This window comes from Paraburkholderia panacisoli, assembly GCF_008369935.1.
GTDB classification, from domain to species: domain Bacteria; phylum Pseudomonadota; class Gammaproteobacteria; order Burkholderiales; family Burkholderiaceae; genus Paraburkholderia; species Paraburkholderia panacisoli.
In genome coordinates this window covers 166486-182269 of the sequence record NZ_VTUZ01000016.1, presented here as the reverse complement: position 1 = coordinate 182269, position 15784 = coordinate 166486, and the positions used below count along the sequence as shown (strand labels likewise).

Here is a 15784-nt window from a genome sequence, read left to right as displayed (position 1 = left end):
GTTCACGATGGGCGCACGCTCCTATGGATCGGCCGCCAAACTCCACCTGCCCCTTGCCGGAGGCCGCCACAAACGCTCCCCGATGCCTCATTGATGCAGAATCGGCGCAAAGGCCACAACGACACGACCTGAATACGATGGACGACCCAGAATCGCTTTCCCTGGCACTGCCCGACGGCCGTAAGGTCTCTGCGCTCCTCCGAGTGCCGGAGGACGCGCGAGCCCTGTATGTCTTCGCGCACGGTGCCGGGGCGGGCATGCAGCACGCCGGCATGTCGTCATTGGCCGACGCGCTTGCGGCGGCCAATGTCGCCACATTGCGCTACCAGTTTCCGTACATGGAGCGGGGTTCCAAGCGGGTGGACTCGCCGGCCGTGGCACATGCTGCTGTGCAGGCAGCCGTCGCAGAGGCCCGCCGGCGGCTGCCAGCCCTGCCGCTCTTCGCGGGCGGCAGGTCGTTCGGCGGCCGCATGACGTCCCAGGCCCAAGCCATCTCCCCGCTCGACGGCGTGCGTGGCCTCGCTTTCGTCGCGTTCCCGCTGCACCCGGCGGGCGCGCCCGGCGTAGAGCGGGCACACCACCTGGCGGACGTCACGGTGCCGATTCTCTTCCTGCAGGGCACGCGCGACAAGCTGGCCGAGCTTCACCTGCTGAGGTCGGTCGTCGAGACGCTGGGGCCACGCGCCACGCTGCATGTGGTGGACGACGCAGATCATTCGTTCCACGTGCGCGCGTCCTCCGGCCGGACCGACGCGGAGGTCGTGCTCGAACTGGCACGGACGATGTCGGCGTGGTTCTTCGCCGAAGGAGATTTCGTGCGCGTTACCTGAGCAAGCGCAGGAATGCTTGTAGTAGAGCCGGGACAGCGAGCCGGCGAACTCGCCGTGCTGGACTCGCCCGCTCAATCCGTTCTCTATCCGCAGATGGTCTGTCGCATAGCAACGATAAGCGACGCCTGTCGCGTCGGCGACGTTTTTCCAGTGCCGAGTGATTGAATTTGTCAGATCCGCTTGCGGTGATCCGCCCCCGGAATCGCGGAGGGCATCTGCTTTGATTTGGCCGGCGCCGATCCGTGAGTGACCGCTTAGGGATGCAGCCGGAACCAGACTGGCGGACCGTCGAACAACGCGCATTGGCCGGTCACTGCCCGACGCAGTCGCCCGAAACCGACCCGGAGCAGTCAATGGCGTTCAGCGAAAGCGGCCATCCGCGGTATCCACACTAGCCGTGATCTGCGCGTAGGGCATCACGAGCGCTATTTGTTACGGGGCAGGCGCACAGCGAATACCGTTTCTGTCTCGTCCGATCGCACATTAATCTCGCCGCCGTGGGCCTTGGCAATCTCGCGCGCGATATACAGCCCAAGCCCCAGACTGCTACCGGCATTTTTGTCCTGATCGTTCCAGCCACGCTGGAGCGGATCAAAGATGCGCCCAAGCGCTGAGCGCTCAATGGCGGGTCCGTTGTTTTTCACCTCAAGGCGGACTTCCGCTTCATCACCGGTCACCGACACACGCACCGGCGTGTCTCGGGCTCCGTACCTGATCGCATTTAGAACCAGATTGCCAAGCAACTGCTGCAAACGCCGGCCGTCCCAAACACCCGTGCACTCATCTGCCACGTCCAGATCAACCTGACAGTCCGGATGCACTACCCGCAACTGGTCAAGTTCCTCAGCGAAGAGCTGAGCCAGGTCGACATCGGCCGGCGCGATGTGGATGCCCAAGCCCAGCCTGGTTCGATTGAAATCCACCATGTCGTCCAGCAGCGCCTGCATGCGAGCGCCGCTTCTTATCAATCGAGACGCGGCCACCGATACTGTTTCACCGGCATTCAGCGCCGCCAGATATGTCGCTGTTATCTGGACGGTCTGGAGCGGACTGCGCATGTCGTGCCCCAGCATTCCAAGCAACAGGTTACGAGCCTGATCCACCTGCACAGTGAAAAAGTCGACCGATTCCGCAAGTGCCTGATCAATGGCCTCGTTGAAACGGATGACATCATCCGGATGTGGGGCATCAGGCTGACAGTCGTCCATCCAGAGGCGCAGGACGCTGGCACGCAGCGCGCGGTACTCGGCAGCCAACTGGTTGATGTTGAATCCGCCTCGCGCCCGCAGAAGGGCATGCGTCTGCGCAGCAGTCTCTGGAGCTCCGATCAGTACGAGGGCTCGTCCCATTGATTTTTCGGCTTGCTCTTCCCTCGTCTGAACCGTGGACAGATCCTTCGCTACTGCTTCCAGAATCTGCTGCGCATGGTCTCGCAGAGCGAGCGATTGCATGTTTGCTGCTGCCGGTAACAGGGTGGCGGCAAACGCCTCCCACTGCGCCACGATGGTTCCCATGTCACGCAGAATGAAGTCAGCCAGTCGCATGCGTACCCTTGAGAGACGGGAACGATCCCGTATGGACTATTTTTGTCGAATGTCTTGCTATAAGCAAACGTTGCGCCAACTGCTCGGGCTCATCAATTGCGGCTCACATAGCAATTGGAGAAATCTATGGCCAACCTAAACGCTGTGCGGATGCTCATAGCGGATGACGACCCGAACATATTGGCCGCGTACGTGTTGTTCTTCGCCGATCATGGCTACGACATTCGGACTGCTGGAGATGGAGCAGGTGCGCTCGCGCAATACCGAGCATGGCGTCCGGCCATTGTGGTTCTCGATATTCAGATGCCCGCTATGGATGGGCGCGCGGTGGCGAGGGAGATTCGCCGCCAACAATCCAAACCGTTTCCCTTGCTGGTGGCAGTTACCGCGCTGTCATCGCCCTCTGAGCAGGCCGAATCAATCAGGTCCGGCTTTGACTACCATTTTGTAAAGCCTGCCGATCTGCTTGTAGTTGTGGCGGCGATTGCTGCGACCCGCATAGGCCCGAGCGCCACGGACGCATAATGGTCCACTGGCATTGAGCGGCCGATTTCACCACGTGCGGCGATTGTCAACAATCTACACGACTACGCCGACCGGCCGATTATGGCCGTTAGCACCAGTTCGATGAGCGTCCTGCAGAGTGAAGGTTGGAATCCTCAACGGCCGCTTTCGGACGATCTACGTGAACGCGTACTAGCGGCCAGTTTGAGACGCTCGCCCGCTCTCGCGAATGGACATTCGGAGGCCCCTTCCTCACTCGAAGCGGCCATTGGATGTGGACCGGCTCACGCTCCATGACCTGGTGGGCGCGCAGATAGTCTGCGCGAAAAGCGCGATTACACGATGACAGAAGCACTCCACTGGATTTGGCCCACGGATTTCCACGTCGCGACGGACATGAGCTGTCTGCTCATGCCGGCAACGTGCGGCCGGGCTGTAGCAGCATCACGCGAAAACGCTCGACAAGCGGTCTCAGGTTGACCCTGTGCCATGCGGCCCAGAGCGCCGTGCGGTAGCTGAACCACGACAGTTCGCGCAGCACGACACCCGCCGGCGCCTGATGCCGAAGACTTTGCTGGATCATGGTGAGCCCGAGGCCGGCGGCGACGAGCCCGAGCGCGGCCAGCGGCTCGGTTGCTTCCATCGCGATGTCGGGCGTGAAGCCCGCCTTCGCGCAGGCGGCAATGAAGTTGTCGTGCCGCAGCGCGCCTTCCGTGTGCATCACGCCAATCCACTTCTGCGCGGCCAGGTCGTCGGGCGTGAAGCGTTTTGCGCGGGCGAGCGGATGGCCTTCCGGAATCGCGAGCAGCATGGGATCGTCGAGCACCTGGGCGGCGTCGAGATCCGGGTCGTCGGACGGCGGCGGATCGCAGACGAGCGCAATGTCGAGGCTGCGCTGACGCAGGCCCGTGAGCTGTTCGGCCGAATGGTAGTTGTAGAGCGCGATGTGCACGTCTGGCTTGTCCTCGCGGAGCTGTCGCAGTGCGTTGGGCAGGACGCCGGAGTGCATTGCGTTCTCCAGATAGCCGATGCACAGGCCGCCTTCGTCGCCGCGCCCCAGCCGCCGCGCGAGCGACTCGAGGCGCTTCGCGTGCGTGAGAAACGCCCGCGTTTCCACGAGAAATGTCTGTCCGTCGGTCGTCAAACGGATGCGCTGCTGCGAGCGCTCGAACAGGGTCAGGCCTAGGTGTTCTTCGAGTTGTGCGATCTGGCGGCTGAGCGGCGACTGCGAAATATGCAGCCGTTCCGCGGCCCGGCCGACGTGCTCTTCTTCGGCGACGGCCACGAAATAATGCAACTGGCGGATGTCGAGCATATAAGACCTCAGAGGACTCAAGTCTGTCAAATTATGTCTTGGACAGACTTAACTTGGCAACCTAGACTTTTGCTACCGACTCAACACATGGAGCAAGTCGATGAGTATCAAGGATAAATTGCCGGCTGGCACGCAGCTCGGTTTTGGCACCGCACCGCTCGGCAACATGTTCCGGAACATTCCCGAGGACGAAGCGATGGCGACCGTCAAGGCCGCCTGGGATCAGGGTGTCCGTTATTTCGACACGGCCCCGCTATACGGCGCGGGCCTGTCCGAAATCCGCCTCGGGAAAGCGCTCGCCGGCTATCGGCGCGACGAATACGTGCTGAGCACGAAGGTCGGCCGGGTGATTCTCGACGAAGTTGAGGACGCGGGCGCGCGCGATCTGGGCGAGAAAGGCGGCGTGTTCGAATTTGGCCTTCCTAACAAGATCGTCAACGACTATTCGGCCGACGCTACGCTGCGCTCGGTCGAAGACAGCCTGAAGCGCCTGAAGACCGACCGGCTGGATATCGTCTGGGTGCATGACGTCGCGCAGGACTTCTACGGCGACGAATGGCTCGCAGTCTTCGAATCGGCGCGTACCGGCGCATTCCGTGCGCTGACGCGGCTGCGCGAAGAAGGCGTCATCAAGGCCTGGGGACTCGGCGTGAACCGCGTCGAGCCCTGCGAACTGTTGCTCGATCTCTCCGAGCCGAAGCCGGACGGCTTTCTGCTCGCTGGCCGTTACTCGCTGCTCGATCACGAGCGTGCGTTGCAGCGCCTGATGCCGGCCGCTGCCGCACAGAACGTCGAGATCGTCGCCGGTGGTCCGTACAGTTCCGGCGTGCTGGCCGGCGGAGCGAACTTCGAATACCAGAAGGCGTCGCCGGAGATTCTCGCGAAGGTCGAACGCATCCGGGCCATCGCGGCTCGCCACAACGTGAGCGTCAAGGCCGCTGCGCTGCAATTCGTGCTGGCCAACCCGGTGGTCGCGGCGGTGATTCCCGGTGCGAGCAAGCCGGCGCGCATCGCGGAAGACCACGCGGCCGTCAAGGAAGTCATTCCCGCCGATTTCTGGCGCGAGTTGCGCGAGCAAGGTCTCGTGGTGGCGAACGCGCCGCTGCCGGCCAACGCATAAGGGCAGAGAAATGGCCAAGGCTCATGCATCCATCAGGATTCCCGTTTCGCCCGACATCGTGTGGCAACTGATCGGCGGCTTCAACTCGCTGCCGGACTGGCTTCCATACATCCCGTCTAGCGAATCGGGCGAAGGCGGCCGCGTGCGGCGCCTCTCGAACCCGAATGGCGAAACGATCGTCGAGCGCCTGGAAGCGTTCGACAACCGCGCGCGCAGCTATACCTATTCGATTCTCGAAGCGCCTTTTCCGGTCACGGGGTACCGCTCGACGTTGCACGTGAAGGCGGTCGAAGATGGCCGTGCATCACAGGTCGACTGGTCGGGCGAGTTCACGCCTGACGGAGTCGGCGACGAAGAAGCGTCGCGCCTCTTTGAAGGGATCTATCGGGACGGTCTGCAGGCGCTGGCGGCCTCACTCGCCGGGAAGGGTCCGGCCTGAACGTGGACGTCCGGAACCGGCTGGCCCCGGATCGGGGCCGGTCGGGTGCCTGCCGGCGCGAGCCATGTGCCCGTTTCGCGAATGACCGAACAATGAACGCGACCTGTCATCCTTGTAGCGTTGCCGTAAATGGCAGCAATGGGTCCCGTTTCGTAACTGACGACAACCCCGCGCTCGAACAACAGTTCTTCGATATCACGGAGGCTGAGCTGAAACCTGAAATACCAGCGCACCGCGCACCTGATGACCGCCACCGGAAAGCGATGACCGTGGTAGAGCGATTTTGCATTCTTCATCACGCGATCTTACCCGCCCATCTCAGCAACGTGACAGTGCCGATGGCAGTCTCTATGTACGTCCGTTCATGTTTGCCTCCGAGAGCTTCCTCGGTGTGCGCGCGTCACACGAGTACGTGTTCTGCGTCATCGCCTGCCCCGTAGGTCCGTACTTCAAGGCAGGCAAGACGTCGGTTACTGTCTGGGTGTCCGACCGATACACTCGCGCGGCGCCGGGTGGAACGGGTTCGGCGAAATGCGGCGGAAACTATGCTGCCAGCCTGATCGCGCAGACCGAGGCTGCAGCCAAAGGTTGCGACCAGGTGGTTTTTCTCGATGCCGCTGAGCACAAATGGATCGAAGAGATGGGAGGGATGAATCTCTTCTTCGTCATGGACGATGGCTCTCTGGCGACGCCGCCATTGTCCGGCACGATCCTGCCGGGCATCACTAGGGCTTCGATCATCGAGCTTGCCAGGCGTGAAGGCATCGTAGTCAACGAAACGCCTTATGCTTTCGACGCATGGCGTGCAGACGCCGCAAGCGGCCGTGTCCAGGAGGTGTTCGCTTGTGGGACCGCTGCTGTCGTCACTGCGGTCGGTGAGGTTCGCCATGCCGCTGGCGAATTTCAGATCGGCAACGGGGGAGAGGGGCCCGTGACACAACGCATCCGCACGCAGCTGACCGGAATCCAGCGCGGCAAGCTCGCCGATCCTCTTGAATGGGTTTATCGCATCGACTAAGGTTGATTGCGCCTGGATCGCGCTCGCCCTCTTCGAAGCGGGTGCGTGAGCGTCATGCGTCGCGCACTTTGCCCGTGAGGGCGAGGCGCGTGGCGAGCGTCGAGAGCATCGTACGCTTCACGCGATACCGCATCCCATTCGCCGATAGCCTGCGATTGCGCTGTTGGTGTTCACAATTGCCGCTAGCCGTGTCAATGGGAGTGGACAAAAACGTCGTGCTCCCCCAGTTTCTGTCCACTCCCAGCAATTCTGAACTCCAACATAAGGCGTCGGCAAATAGCCAGTTACAAGCAAACGACGCGCTGCCGACAAGCACTGTTTTCATTCGCCGTGAGGCTCAGAGATTCGCGTAAGGCATCTGCGAATCGCTGAAGCGCCTGCAGCGAGCCAGACACGCTGTGATATTCCTCACGGCCGATTCGTCCGTCCAGCATCACGAGCATGCCGGAATTGCGCGCCATTTCAAGGATGTCCATCTCATCCACTCCAATCATTAGCGGAGGTGATTTATGCTGCCATCAAGCAGGCACGCATGGTCTGCTGTGTGGGGCGAGGCGGGAACACTCGCCATTCACCATCAGGATGCCTAAAGAAAAAGATAATCTTCTGCTGCGTTGTTGAAATCAGCTCCGCCCGGACGCATTGAAGGTTCGGATTGTCGTGTCGAGTCAATTTCACCGACGTGTTAATCCCCGGTGCAAACCATTTTTTTACCTGACCTCGGAGCGATTGACTGATCCTCGGTAGGTCGTCGCCATTGTGCGGCGACGGGGGATTTACCTGGCACTCGCTTTGGCGCTCGAGCAACGCGTAGGACGGCAACATCTCTATGCCTCCGGCTGCACCGACCGACTGCCGACTCAAAAGCGCTGCGACCTAATTGTCAGTGCGATATGACCAAAAATATCCTGTTCTTTGACCTAAGATTAGTGTGTGAGTGACCTAAAATCAAGGCGGAAAAGAGAGTGAAAACACCTATCTGTCTGACGTGAAGCGATGGGTGCGTTGCAGACCAAATATGGCGCTGAGGCCCGCTGGTAGTGCCGACCACGACTGGAGAGTTTGCCGGATTCCCATATCCGCGATTGATTTGGCCCTTTCATTGCGTGTCAGAGTTGCAAAACGCCGCCACGTAGAGCGAGTCCAACAACGTCACCGCAGGAAATTTCCGTTACCCGGTGCGTTGACCTACAATAAATTCAAGGTATTTCCTTTGTTGGAGGAGCTAGCGTGTCTAGCATGATGATGTTGCCAGTGGTGCCGACGCCCGCTGACGTCAATCTCACCGCGCCCGATATCACGCGAGGGCAGCGGAGCAAGGGGGAGCTTCGTCTCGCCGAGATTGTGCGTGCCGCCAGAGAGGTCTTCGAGGAGGATGGGTACGCGACGTTTTCGGCACGCCGTGTGGCTGCGCGAGTTGGAATTACGCTAGGAAATCTGCAATACTATTTTCGAACCAAGGAAGAATTGCTGCGAGTGACTCTCGAATGGGGCATGCGCGAGACGCTGGAGCGCTACGCGGAATTGATCAATAGGCAGGGGGAAAATGCTTCGAGTCGCTACTCAGCGTTAGCGGAGCGTATCTTCCTTGATATCTACGAGACCAAGCTGACGAGTTTCCTCATTGAAGCGTGGGCATTCGGGCATCGCGAATCCTATGCCGCGGAATTGATGGGTGACATTTATTCGCAGTATCTCGCTGCTATCGCCGGCCTCATCAAGCAAATCGATCGGACGTTCACAAAAGACGAATGCCATGTGCGCGCGTTTGCACTTGCTGCTCTGGCGGGCGGCATGATGCTATTCCAGCGCGAAGGCGGGGAGTCCGGGAAGGATAACGCCGCATTCGCGCGCGCCGCAAAGCGCTACATGCGGAAGATCGCCGGACTCTCGGGTAAGCAGCCTCTCGCAGGAAACCACGCTGGGCTTGACGACCTTGATGCAGTCAAAAAAATGCGATCCGACCGTGCAGGGACAGGACCGTCGCACGCCGCAGTATTCGGGTCCGATATCTACGTGCTGCAAGGTCGCCTCGAATTGGCTGTGCGCCGCAAGGGCAAAGATGCCCTTTATAGCAGACCGACAATGCAGGCGAAGCGCCGAGAGGCGAAGATCAATGAGATCGTGACTACGGCTGCCAATGTATTCGCATCCGAGGGTTATGCGAACTTTACTCAGGCGCGCATCGCCCGCGCGCTGGGGTTGCTGCCGTCAGCACTGCAGCACTATTTCCCGACACGTGAGGATCTTTTCAACTTCACGGTGACTACACTCATGAACACGTATCTCGAGCGATACGCAGACATGGGAAGACCAAGTGACAAACCGCCATTGCAACGGCTTTGCGAGTTGATCGAGGATGTATTCGAGGAGAATTCCGATCCACGTGTCTGCCGTTTTTGGCTCGAGATGTTATCGGTTACGGGGCGTTCTGAAATTACTCGAGACCTGCTGAAGAGGGCGTATTTCGCGTATCGTGCGATCTACGTGGATTTGGTGCGCGAAATTGATCGAGCGGCTACGGCGCGCGAATGTCTGTCGCGTGCGACGCTCATCGTGACGCAACTCGAAGGCTTGTTGATTTTCATCGGGCGTAGCAGTCTCCGAATGCCTAACCTTGATGATGTTTTCGAACTGATCAAGGCGACCGCAATCGACATCGCGCAAGGCAGTCGTCGCCAGAAGGAGGCAAGCTAGCCTTGAGGGGCAACGCCGGGGTACGGGCCGCCGAGGCTGAGAGAGGGCACTGTCACGTTGCTGAGATGCTCGGGTAAGATCTCGTGATGAAGAATGCAAAATCGCTCTACCACGGTCATCGCTTTCCGGTGGCGGTCATCAGCTGCGCGGTGCGCTGGTATTTCAGGTTTCAGCTCAGCCTGCGTGATATCGAAGAACTGTTGTTCGAGCGCGGGGTTGTCGTCAGTTACGAAACGATCCGACGCTGGTGCGATAAGTTCGGCGCGTGCTTCGCGCACCGTGTCAAAGCGGCTCGTCGCAAGCCAGGCACGACCTGGCACCTTGACGAAGTATTTGTGACGTTGCGCGGCGAGCCTTACCTGTTGTGGCGCGCCGTCGATCAGCACGGTGCCGAGCTCGATATCCTGCTACAGAAGCGCCGTGACAAGGCTGCAGCCAAACGATTTTTCAAGCACGTGCTTGCCTCGTGTGTTGAGGCACCGCGCAAGATCGTGACCGACCAACTGCGCAGCTATGCGGCGGCGAAAGCCGAGATTGCCGAGCTCGTCCACGTCAGGCACGTCTTCGTCAAAGCCCGCGCGCGGCTGAACAACAGGGCCGAAAACAATCATCAACCGACACGCGAATGTGAGCGACGCATGCGTGGTTTCCGCGATCCTGAACGCACGCAGGCTTTCCTATCGAGCTTCGGTCCGATCCGGGAGCACTTCGAGCTCAAGCGACATCTACTGCGCGCCTCGCTCTATCGGAAACAACTCGCCGCACGCTTCGACGCGTGGCATCGCTTGACTGAGATCACCCGAGATCCGTCCGCTTTCTGACCAAATGCGCATCCTCTCCGCTATTGCGTCGCAAACGCTTTAACGTGACAGCGCTGTTTTTTGCTCAGTGGAACCCGGTTGAGCGGCGTTGCTGCTGCCGCCTTCTTCGCCGGCGCAGCTTTTTTAACTGCGGCTTTTGTAGCAGCCTTTTTGGCGACAGGTTTCGCGGTCTTCGTCGCCATGCGGTCTCCCTCGTTGACAGGTTTGCGAGCCGCTTGCGATGGCACACGACGCGATTACGTTACTGTGCCCTCGTAAGCTGGAAGCTAGCGTAGCAATGGTTTATCAGCTAGGCAATCCGCCACGCTAGTCGAAGTCCACGCCCCCGGCACGATAGAGCTCGGCTAACCTTCGAATCTGCTCTGGCAGTATGCGACCGAGCGACAGCGAAGGAAGGTCTTGTAGACTGAAAAAGCCAACTTTATCGGTCTCAGAGCCGACTATCGCGCCGGCGCTCTCCGTCGTGCCGAGAAACACTAACTTCCAGATATGAAACGCGGACGGCGGATGGGCGTGCTTATTCATGTCCCAGACCGCAAGAAGACGTTCGATATGCACGGTGTATCCGCTTTCTTCGCGAGCCTCTTTCGCTGCATTCGCGGCAGGCGACAAACCTACGTCAGCCCAACCGCCCGGAATTGACCACAGTCCGTCTGCAGCCTCGCGAACAAGCAGAATTCGACCTACTTCATCAAAGATTGCACATCGGACGTCAAGCTTCGGATTCGCGTAGCCTGATTCAAATGAGAACAACTCAGCGACCTTGCCTGTATCCATCGACGCTAGCTCGGCAATCTGGCTGTAAGCGATAGCGGCAATCTCCTCGTAGCGTTCCCTGTCGAAGGCACCGGTAGTGTAGTGCAGCCCGGTCTGCGCGATTGCCAGCAGGCGGCGGGCCTGGTCAAGGCGGGTTCGTGCCTGTTGGTCAGCGTGAAACTTCGGCATGAAATGACGACGGAACGGTGGTTGGGATAGGGGACGTTGTGTGAAGTGTACGTCAAGGCGCCCGTCTGGCCATGGCGTCGCCGTCTTGCCAGCATGCGGTTTGACTAACGCCTCGCGTTTTAACGTCAACGGTTATCGACAACTTTTTCAATGCTGCCCTGCGTTCAGCAACACCCGAGCTTGCCTTGTCGGCAGCCCGATTAGAATGCGAGCAAAAGCCGCCCCGCACTGTGTGCATGTGTGTAGTGCTCTTCTTGCCGGGCGTCCCCCACAGACCCGACGCCGTTGAGCTCGAGGTCTTGGTGGGCAGGCTCAGCGGCCGACTTGCCGTGAAGGTCAGCGCACTTGGCGCAGGGTTGAATCCAAAAGTCCATTTGTGAGATTCCGACAATATTGAGTGGTCCCTGTTCACAACTGTGGGTGGACGTCGAACGACGCCATACGATTTAGCCACTGCGTCATCACGACGCTGGCATACTACGAGTCGCTGCGTTCGATGAAACAAGACAGGTGTTCGTACTCGGAAACGGTTCACGAATCGTCGTGCAGGGAGTGCAGTTGCCGAACTTTGTCGTACAGCCACTGGAAAAGCGAATGGTCTGTCTCTTTCGCCGCAGGAATCGGGTTCATGAGTTTGCTAATCGCATCCTGACGGTAGGCCAGCAATTGGCACATCTGCTTCGCCACTTCCGGATGCTCTTTCAGGAACGAAGTCATATCGTCTTTGCTGACCTGATATAGCAGACAGGGGGTAAGCGTCCCAATGGAAACATGCATTGGAAGTCCAGCGAGCAGTCCAGTTTCGCCAAACGTTTCGTCTGGCCCGATACGAGCAATTTCACGGCTGCCGGACGCTTCAGCAAAAATTACGGCAAGTACGCCGGAGTGGACAATCCAAAGACTATCTGGGACCGTTTCAGATGCCAGAATCTGTTGATTGGCCTGGTATTCGTGCCGCGAAAGTCGCGAGGCAAGACGTGTGACTTCGTCGCTTGTCAGGCTTTCGAACAAGGCCACTCGCTTTAAAAGTGCTTCTTTGGCGTCAAGCGCGGTGGAGGCCGGCGCGGGCATTCCTAACGCGCGAAGTGCCACGCCTGATGCGGCCAGATGTCGATAACAGAGGTCGAAAAGCTCATTGGATACAGAGAGCTTTTTGTTCATATCATCGACGAAGCCAACCACTTCGTATTGCACTGAGTTCAGCGTAGTGCGCTTCATGCGGGCGAAGGGAGCCGGGGTATCAAGGATAGCGTGGCAACCAGTCAGCGCGCGGCGTAGGGCATCGAATACCGTCTTCGGCCGTGCCTCCGGTTCAATCTCCAGTACTAACGATAGACCGTGAACTGTCGCTGGCCTGCTGTTGTTGGAAATCTTTGCCTTCGCGGCGACAGCATTGGGCACAATCACGGTGTTTCCTTGGCCGGTCAGCAAATGCGTGGCGCGCCAGTTCATCTCGATCACCTGGCCTTCAACGTCATCAATCATCACCCAGTCGCCAACAGAATAAGGCTCGGTGGTGTTAAGCACGATGCCCGCGAAGACATCGCTGAGTGTGCTCTGGATTGCCAGACCCAGCACGATAGCGAGGGCACCCGATGTAGCGACTAGCCCACGCACCGGCAACTCCAGTACAAAGCCGAGGGCGGCCACGACCGCAGCGAGAAAGACGACCGCACCGAAAACGTCTGAGAATAGCCGCTGCCGTCGCCACGCGCTCGGAAGCAACAGTGTATCGAGGGAGAGAGTGAGCAGCCGCGCTGCCATCAACCACCAGATTATCTCGAGCACCTGCCCTAACCAGTGCAGTTCGACCGCGTCCGCGTAGGATGCTTGTGTGAACGGGTTCAGGCCGGACGAGAAAAGTACCCAACTCAATACAGAAAAAAGCGCAAGCCGTACCAGGAGACGGGCAAATTCACTCGAGGGAAGTCGGAAACGCCACACGACTACGTCAATAGCGACGATACCGAATCCCAGAATCAGCGGGTACTTCATAGGCGGTTCCCCTGAAGGCAACCTTCCGAGGATACACATACCACGGCGGAAGCGGAATATGGTTGGGGGGACCGAGACTTAAGGCGGCAGCGCGGAGCAAAGGACTTCTGCGTCATCTGGCAGGACGCTACCCCGCAGCCGTGCGCGTTTCCATTGATGAGGTTGGATGTAGCTGCACCACGTAACCGTGGCTAATGGCGTTCGATACCGAGGGAGGTGTGAGCAGCTCAACCGTCGCAGTAGAGATTCCAGGATGTATGCTGTCAACATAGCTGTATTAGCCTGGACTGCACCTGACAGGTAGTCGGGGAAGCAAAGGGAGAAACTGATTCAGTGAGGGATCAGTTTCTCCCTGGCGAGTTCGAGTGAATCAAGGTAGGTTCGCATGGGCGTCTTGCCGTAGCACCATCTTCCCTGATGTTCTCGCTCATTGTTGTACTGGTCAAGCCATGCATCCAGATCGGTCTGCAACGCCGGGATCGAGTCGTAGATCTTCCTGCGGAATGCGATGCGATAGAACTCGTTGAGCATGGTCTTGTGAAGCCGCTCGACGATGCCGTTGGTCTGCGGCGAACGTGCTTTGGTGCGGGTGTGATCGATGTTCTCGACGGCCAGGTAGAGTTCGTATTCGTGATGCTCGGGGTTGCCGCAATACTCAGTGCCCCGATCGGTGAGCACGCGTGTGAGCGGGATGCCGTAGCTGTCGAAGAACGGTACGACGCGATCGTTGAGCAGATCGGCCGCCGGCAGCGGCGTCTTGCGATCGTAGAGTTTGGCGAACGCCACCTTCGAGTAGGTGTCGACGAAGGTCTGCTGGTAGACGCGGCCCACGCCCTTGAGCGTGCCGACATAGAAGGTGTCCTGGGCGCCGCAGTAGCCGGGGCATTCCGATTCGAACTCGCCGTGCGTTTCCTTTTCCAGTTTGGCACGTTCAAGCGCGCAGAGCTGCGATTCGGTCAGCACCAGTCCTTCCTGGGCGGATTTCGCCTCCAGTGCCTTGAGGCGCTTGTTCATGGTCTCGAGATCGTGCCGCAGCCAGATGCTGCGCACGCCCTGCGGCGAGACGCTCAGGGCATGGCGCTTGAGGACTTCGTTGGCAATACGGATCTGGCCGTAGGCAGGCAGTTCCAGAGCCAGCTCGACCACCGCTGCCTCGACCTGCGGATCCACGCGGTTCTTCGGCAACGGACGATGGTGGGAGATTTCCTGCAGGGCGGCTTCGCCGCCCTTATCGTACAGTTCCTTGAAGCGGTAGAAGCTGTCGCGGGAATAGCCCATTACGCGGCAGGCCTGGCTGACATTGCCCAGTTGCCGGGCCAGTTCGAGCATGCCGACCTTGGCGCGGATGACTTTTTGTTCCTGAGTCATGGTGGACTCCTTGCGGTTCGCTTGTGCGCGTTACCGCTTCGGGCTACGCCCTCCGCGCCAACGCGCACAAGCACGAGAAACCGACCACTGTCAGATTTAGTCTAGTCCATTGCAACATAGCCTGTGTCAGACCACCGAAACAGCTTGGTGCCTGCCCAGAGATGTGGAGCGCCGTCCCAAACGACAGTGACGCCGGCGGGTAGTGCCTGCAGTGACTGTCGCCATTCGCTCGTTGCCCCACGGCGGAGCCGTTCAGTATGGAGCCTTGCGTCCATTTCCTGGGCGCTCATATCTGAAACGAGTCCGTTTGCGGATAACCAATGAGCCTTGAAGCTGAGGTAGTCGGCCCGACGGCACATTGCGCACGGACGATGGCCCGCGCTCAAGGCAGTGGCCTCGTCAAGAAAAAACAGCTCGGTGTACTTTCCTGGCCGCATGAGAGGCTTTCGGCTCCAGTTTTTGTAGGCAAGCCTGCATGTTATCCATGCTCGAATTCGCCAATCGCAGACGATGCGGCCCTCCCGGTCGTGAAGCAATCCACGATTGCCCATCCAGCCTGCGGACGGGCAGACAGGATGAACGTTTCCGATGGGGTCAACTCCGTTCGGCAAAGGCATCTAGGAATTCTCAACACCTACGAAATGCTGTTCATGCGTGGTCCAACCCATGCGTATCAAGTGGCGGGCTGAATCCACATCAGGAGACGGACGAGGTTGAAGTGGGCGTCCGCGTGACGCACTGCGCTACCCGTGGCTATCGACCCAAGCACGACACCACGAAAGGCCCACCAGCTCGACTTCTTCGCGGGTATCAAAGCTTCCGAGGACCCCAGACACTTCCACAACCTTCGAGTCGCGCATGATTGTGCCGCTTCCCGCGAACCGTTCCGAGTGCAGGATGTCTTCCTGCTGCAGGATGGAATGACCCCACAGCGTGTATCCACGATATTTCTCAGTTTGCATCTGCTGACCTCTAAAGGTCCTCCACATCGATTCCCATCAATAGTTGCCTCGACTTGAGCGCCTCGACAAGTTTCTACTGCTTGAAGCGCCGGGTGTCGATTCCAGCCATGTTCAACGTGGCGTCGAGCATTTTCAACTCCTGCTCGAAATCGAGTGGCCATTCCTCGCCGTCACAGCGCACGGTCATGCCGTTGTGCATCGAAATCAGATTGCGCGCCTTGTACAA

General features: G+C 59.2%; 16 protein-coding genes and 2 pseudogenes. 8 read left to right on the top strand and 10 right to left on the bottom strand.

All coding sequences use genetic code 11. From position 1 onward, the window contains the following. Positions 1-137 precede the first annotated feature (137 nt). Positions 138-830 (top strand): alpha/beta hydrolase family protein, encoded by a 693-nt coding sequence (locus tag FVF58_RS24080; RefSeq protein WP_149672330.1) that lies wholly within the window; start codon positions 138-140, stop codon positions 828-830. A gap of 425 nt (positions 831-1255) precedes the next feature. On the opposite strand, the gene FVF58_RS24075 is transcribed toward FVF58_RS24080, so the two are convergent. Next, complete coding sequence (locus tag FVF58_RS24075) at positions 1256-2374, bottom strand: sensor histidine kinase (protein ID WP_149672329.1); 1119 nt, start codon at positions 2372-2374, stop codon at positions 1256-1258. Between the two features lie 126 nt (positions 2375-2500). Here FVF58_RS24075 and FVF58_RS24070 point away from each other — a divergent pair, with 126 nt between their 5' ends. Continuing rightward, positions 2501-2899, top strand: coding sequence for a response regulator (locus FVF58_RS24070; protein WP_149672328.1), 399 nt, complete (start codon positions 2501-2503; stop codon positions 2897-2899). A 388-nt stretch (positions 2900-3287) separates the two neighbouring features. On the opposite strand, the gene FVF58_RS24065 is transcribed toward FVF58_RS24070, so the two are convergent. Continuing rightward, on the bottom strand, positions 3288-4193 hold the full coding sequence (locus tag FVF58_RS24065; RefSeq protein WP_149672327.1) for a LysR substrate-binding domain-containing protein: 906 nt from the start codon (positions 4191-4193) through the stop codon (positions 3288-3290). 100 nt (positions 4194-4293) lie between these two features. On the opposite strand from FVF58_RS24065, the gene FVF58_RS24060 reads away from it, so the two are divergent. After that, positions 4294-5313: an aldo/keto reductase gene (locus FVF58_RS24060; protein WP_149672326.1), complete on the top strand. Its 1020-nt coding sequence runs from the start codon at positions 4294-4296 to the stop codon at positions 5311-5313. A gap of 10 nt (positions 5314-5323) precedes the next feature. Next, positions 5324-5752, top strand: coding sequence for an SRPBCC family protein (locus FVF58_RS24055; RefSeq protein ID WP_149672325.1), 429 nt, complete (start codon positions 5324-5326; stop codon positions 5750-5752). Between the two features lie 146 nt (positions 5753-5898). On the opposite strand, the pseudogene FVF58_RS52955 reads toward FVF58_RS24055, so the two are convergent. Continuing rightward, a pseudogene (locus FVF58_RS52955) lies at positions 5899-6048 on the bottom strand (IS6 family transposase); the annotation flags it as partial. Positions 6049-6089: 41 nt separating this feature from the next. Here FVF58_RS52955 and FVF58_RS24045 point away from each other — a divergent pair. Then, positions 6090-6770, top strand: a pseudogene (locus FVF58_RS24045) (branched-chain amino acid aminotransferase); the annotation flags it as partial. Positions 6771-7054: 284 nt separating this feature from the next. Here FVF58_RS24045 and FVF58_RS24035 read toward each other — a convergent pair. Continuing rightward, positions 7055-7246, bottom strand: a complete 192-nt coding sequence (locus tag FVF58_RS24035; RefSeq protein WP_149672324.1) for a hypothetical protein — start codon at positions 7244-7246, stop codon at positions 7055-7057. A gap of 763 nt (positions 7247-8009) precedes the next feature. Here FVF58_RS24035 and FVF58_RS24030 point away from each other — a divergent pair. Together FVF58_RS24030 and FVF58_RS24025 are read left to right on the top strand one after the other, a co-directional pair. Further along, a complete protein-coding gene (locus tag FVF58_RS24030; protein WP_246217181.1) occupies positions 8010-9467 on the top strand; it encodes a TetR/AcrR family transcriptional regulator in 1458 nt (485 codons plus the stop codon). Positions 9468-9553: 86 nt separating this feature from the next. Beyond that, complete coding sequence (locus FVF58_RS24025; RefSeq protein WP_149672322.1) at positions 9554-10288, top strand: IS6 family transposase; 735 nt, start codon at positions 9554-9556, stop codon at positions 10286-10288. Positions 10289-10308: 20 nt separating this feature from the next. Here FVF58_RS24025 and FVF58_RS51585 read toward each other — a convergent pair whose 3' ends face one another. From FVF58_RS51585 to FVF58_RS24000, 4 genes are all read right to left on the bottom strand, one after another. After that, on the bottom strand, positions 10309-10470 hold the full coding sequence (locus FVF58_RS51585) for a hypothetical protein (RefSeq protein ID WP_188130916.1): 162 nt from the start codon (positions 10468-10470) through the stop codon (positions 10309-10311). A gap of 124 nt (positions 10471-10594) precedes the next feature. Beyond that, complete coding sequence (locus FVF58_RS24015; protein ID WP_149672321.1) at positions 10595-11233, bottom strand: NUDIX hydrolase; 639 nt, start codon at positions 11231-11233, stop codon at positions 10595-10597. 531 nt (positions 11234-11764) lie between these two features. Continuing rightward, a complete protein-coding gene (locus tag FVF58_RS24005; RefSeq protein WP_149672320.1) occupies positions 11765-13228 on the bottom strand; it encodes a mechanosensitive ion channel family protein in 1464 nt (487 codons plus the stop codon). Positions 13229-13558: 330 nt separating this feature from the next. After that, a complete protein-coding gene (locus FVF58_RS24000; RefSeq protein ID WP_149672319.1) occupies positions 13559-14596 on the bottom strand; it encodes an IS481 family transposase in 1038 nt (345 codons plus the stop codon). Positions 14597-14916: 320 nt separating this feature from the next. Between FVF58_RS24000 and FVF58_RS23995 the strand changes: the two genes are divergently transcribed. After that, positions 14917-15285: a hypothetical protein gene (locus FVF58_RS23995; RefSeq protein ID WP_149672318.1), complete on the top strand. Its 369-nt coding sequence runs from the start codon at positions 14917-14919 to the stop codon at positions 15283-15285. Between the two features lie 54 nt (positions 15286-15339). Here the strand turns inward: FVF58_RS23995 and FVF58_RS23990 are convergent, their stop codons facing one another. Together FVF58_RS23990 and FVF58_RS51580 are read right to left on the bottom strand one after the other, a co-directional pair. Beyond that, positions 15340-15558, bottom strand: a complete 219-nt coding sequence (locus tag FVF58_RS23990; RefSeq protein ID WP_149672317.1) for a hypothetical protein — start codon at positions 15556-15558, stop codon at positions 15340-15342. A 73-nt stretch (positions 15559-15631) separates the two neighbouring features. After that, positions 15632-15784: a hypothetical protein gene (locus FVF58_RS51580; RefSeq protein WP_188130915.1), complete on the bottom strand. Its 153-nt coding sequence runs from the start codon at positions 15782-15784 to the stop codon at positions 15632-15634.

Bases quoted from the DNA above. Each gene is read 5' to 3' on its own strand.
- FVF58_RS24080 (WP_149672330.1), top strand. From the start codon at position 138: ATGGACGACCCAGAATCGCTTTCCCTGGCACTGCCCGACGGCCGTAAG.
- FVF58_RS24075 (WP_149672329.1), bottom strand. From the start codon at position 2,374: ATGCGACTGGCTGACTTCATTCTGCGTGACATGGGAACCATCGTGGCG.
- FVF58_RS24070 (WP_149672328.1), top strand. From the start codon at position 2,501: ATGGCCAACCTAAACGCTGTGCGGATGCTCATAGCGGATGACGACCCG.
- FVF58_RS24065 (WP_149672327.1), bottom strand. From the start codon at position 4,193: ATGCTCGACATCCGCCAGTTGCATTATTTCGTGGCCGTCGCCGAAGAA.
- FVF58_RS24060 (WP_149672326.1), top strand. From the start codon at position 4,294: ATGAGTATCAAGGATAAATTGCCGGCTGGCACGCAGCTCGGTTTTGGC.
- FVF58_RS24055 (WP_149672325.1), top strand. From the start codon at position 5,324: ATGGCCAAGGCTCATGCATCCATCAGGATTCCCGTTTCGCCCGACATC.
- FVF58_RS24035 (WP_149672324.1), bottom strand. From the start codon at position 7,246: ATGGACATCCTTGAAATGGCGCGCAATTCCGGCATGCTCGTGATGCTG.
- FVF58_RS24030 (WP_246217181.1), top strand. From the start codon at position 8,010: ATGATGATGTTGCCAGTGGTGCCGACGCCCGCTGACGTCAATCTCACC.
- FVF58_RS24025 (WP_149672322.1), top strand. From the start codon at position 9,554: ATGAAGAATGCAAAATCGCTCTACCACGGTCATCGCTTTCCGGTGGCG.
- FVF58_RS51585 (WP_188130916.1), bottom strand. From the start codon at position 10,470: ATGGCGACGAAGACCGCGAAACCTGTCGCCAAAAAGGCTGCTACAAAA.
- FVF58_RS24015 (WP_149672321.1), bottom strand. From the start codon at position 11,233: ATGCCGAAGTTTCACGCTGACCAACAGGCACGAACCCGCCTTGACCAG.
- FVF58_RS24005 (WP_149672320.1), bottom strand. From the start codon at position 13,228: ATGAAGTACCCGCTGATTCTGGGATTCGGTATCGTCGCTATTGACGTA.
- FVF58_RS24000 (WP_149672319.1), bottom strand. From the start codon at position 14,596: ATGACTCAGGAACAAAAAGTCATCCGCGCCAAGGTCGGCATGCTCGAA.
- FVF58_RS23995 (WP_149672318.1), top strand. From the start codon at position 14,917: ATGAGCCTTGAAGCTGAGGTAGTCGGCCCGACGGCACATTGCGCACGG.
- FVF58_RS23990 (WP_149672317.1), bottom strand. From the start codon at position 15,558: ATGCAAACTGAGAAATATCGTGGATACACGCTGTGGGGTCATTCCATC.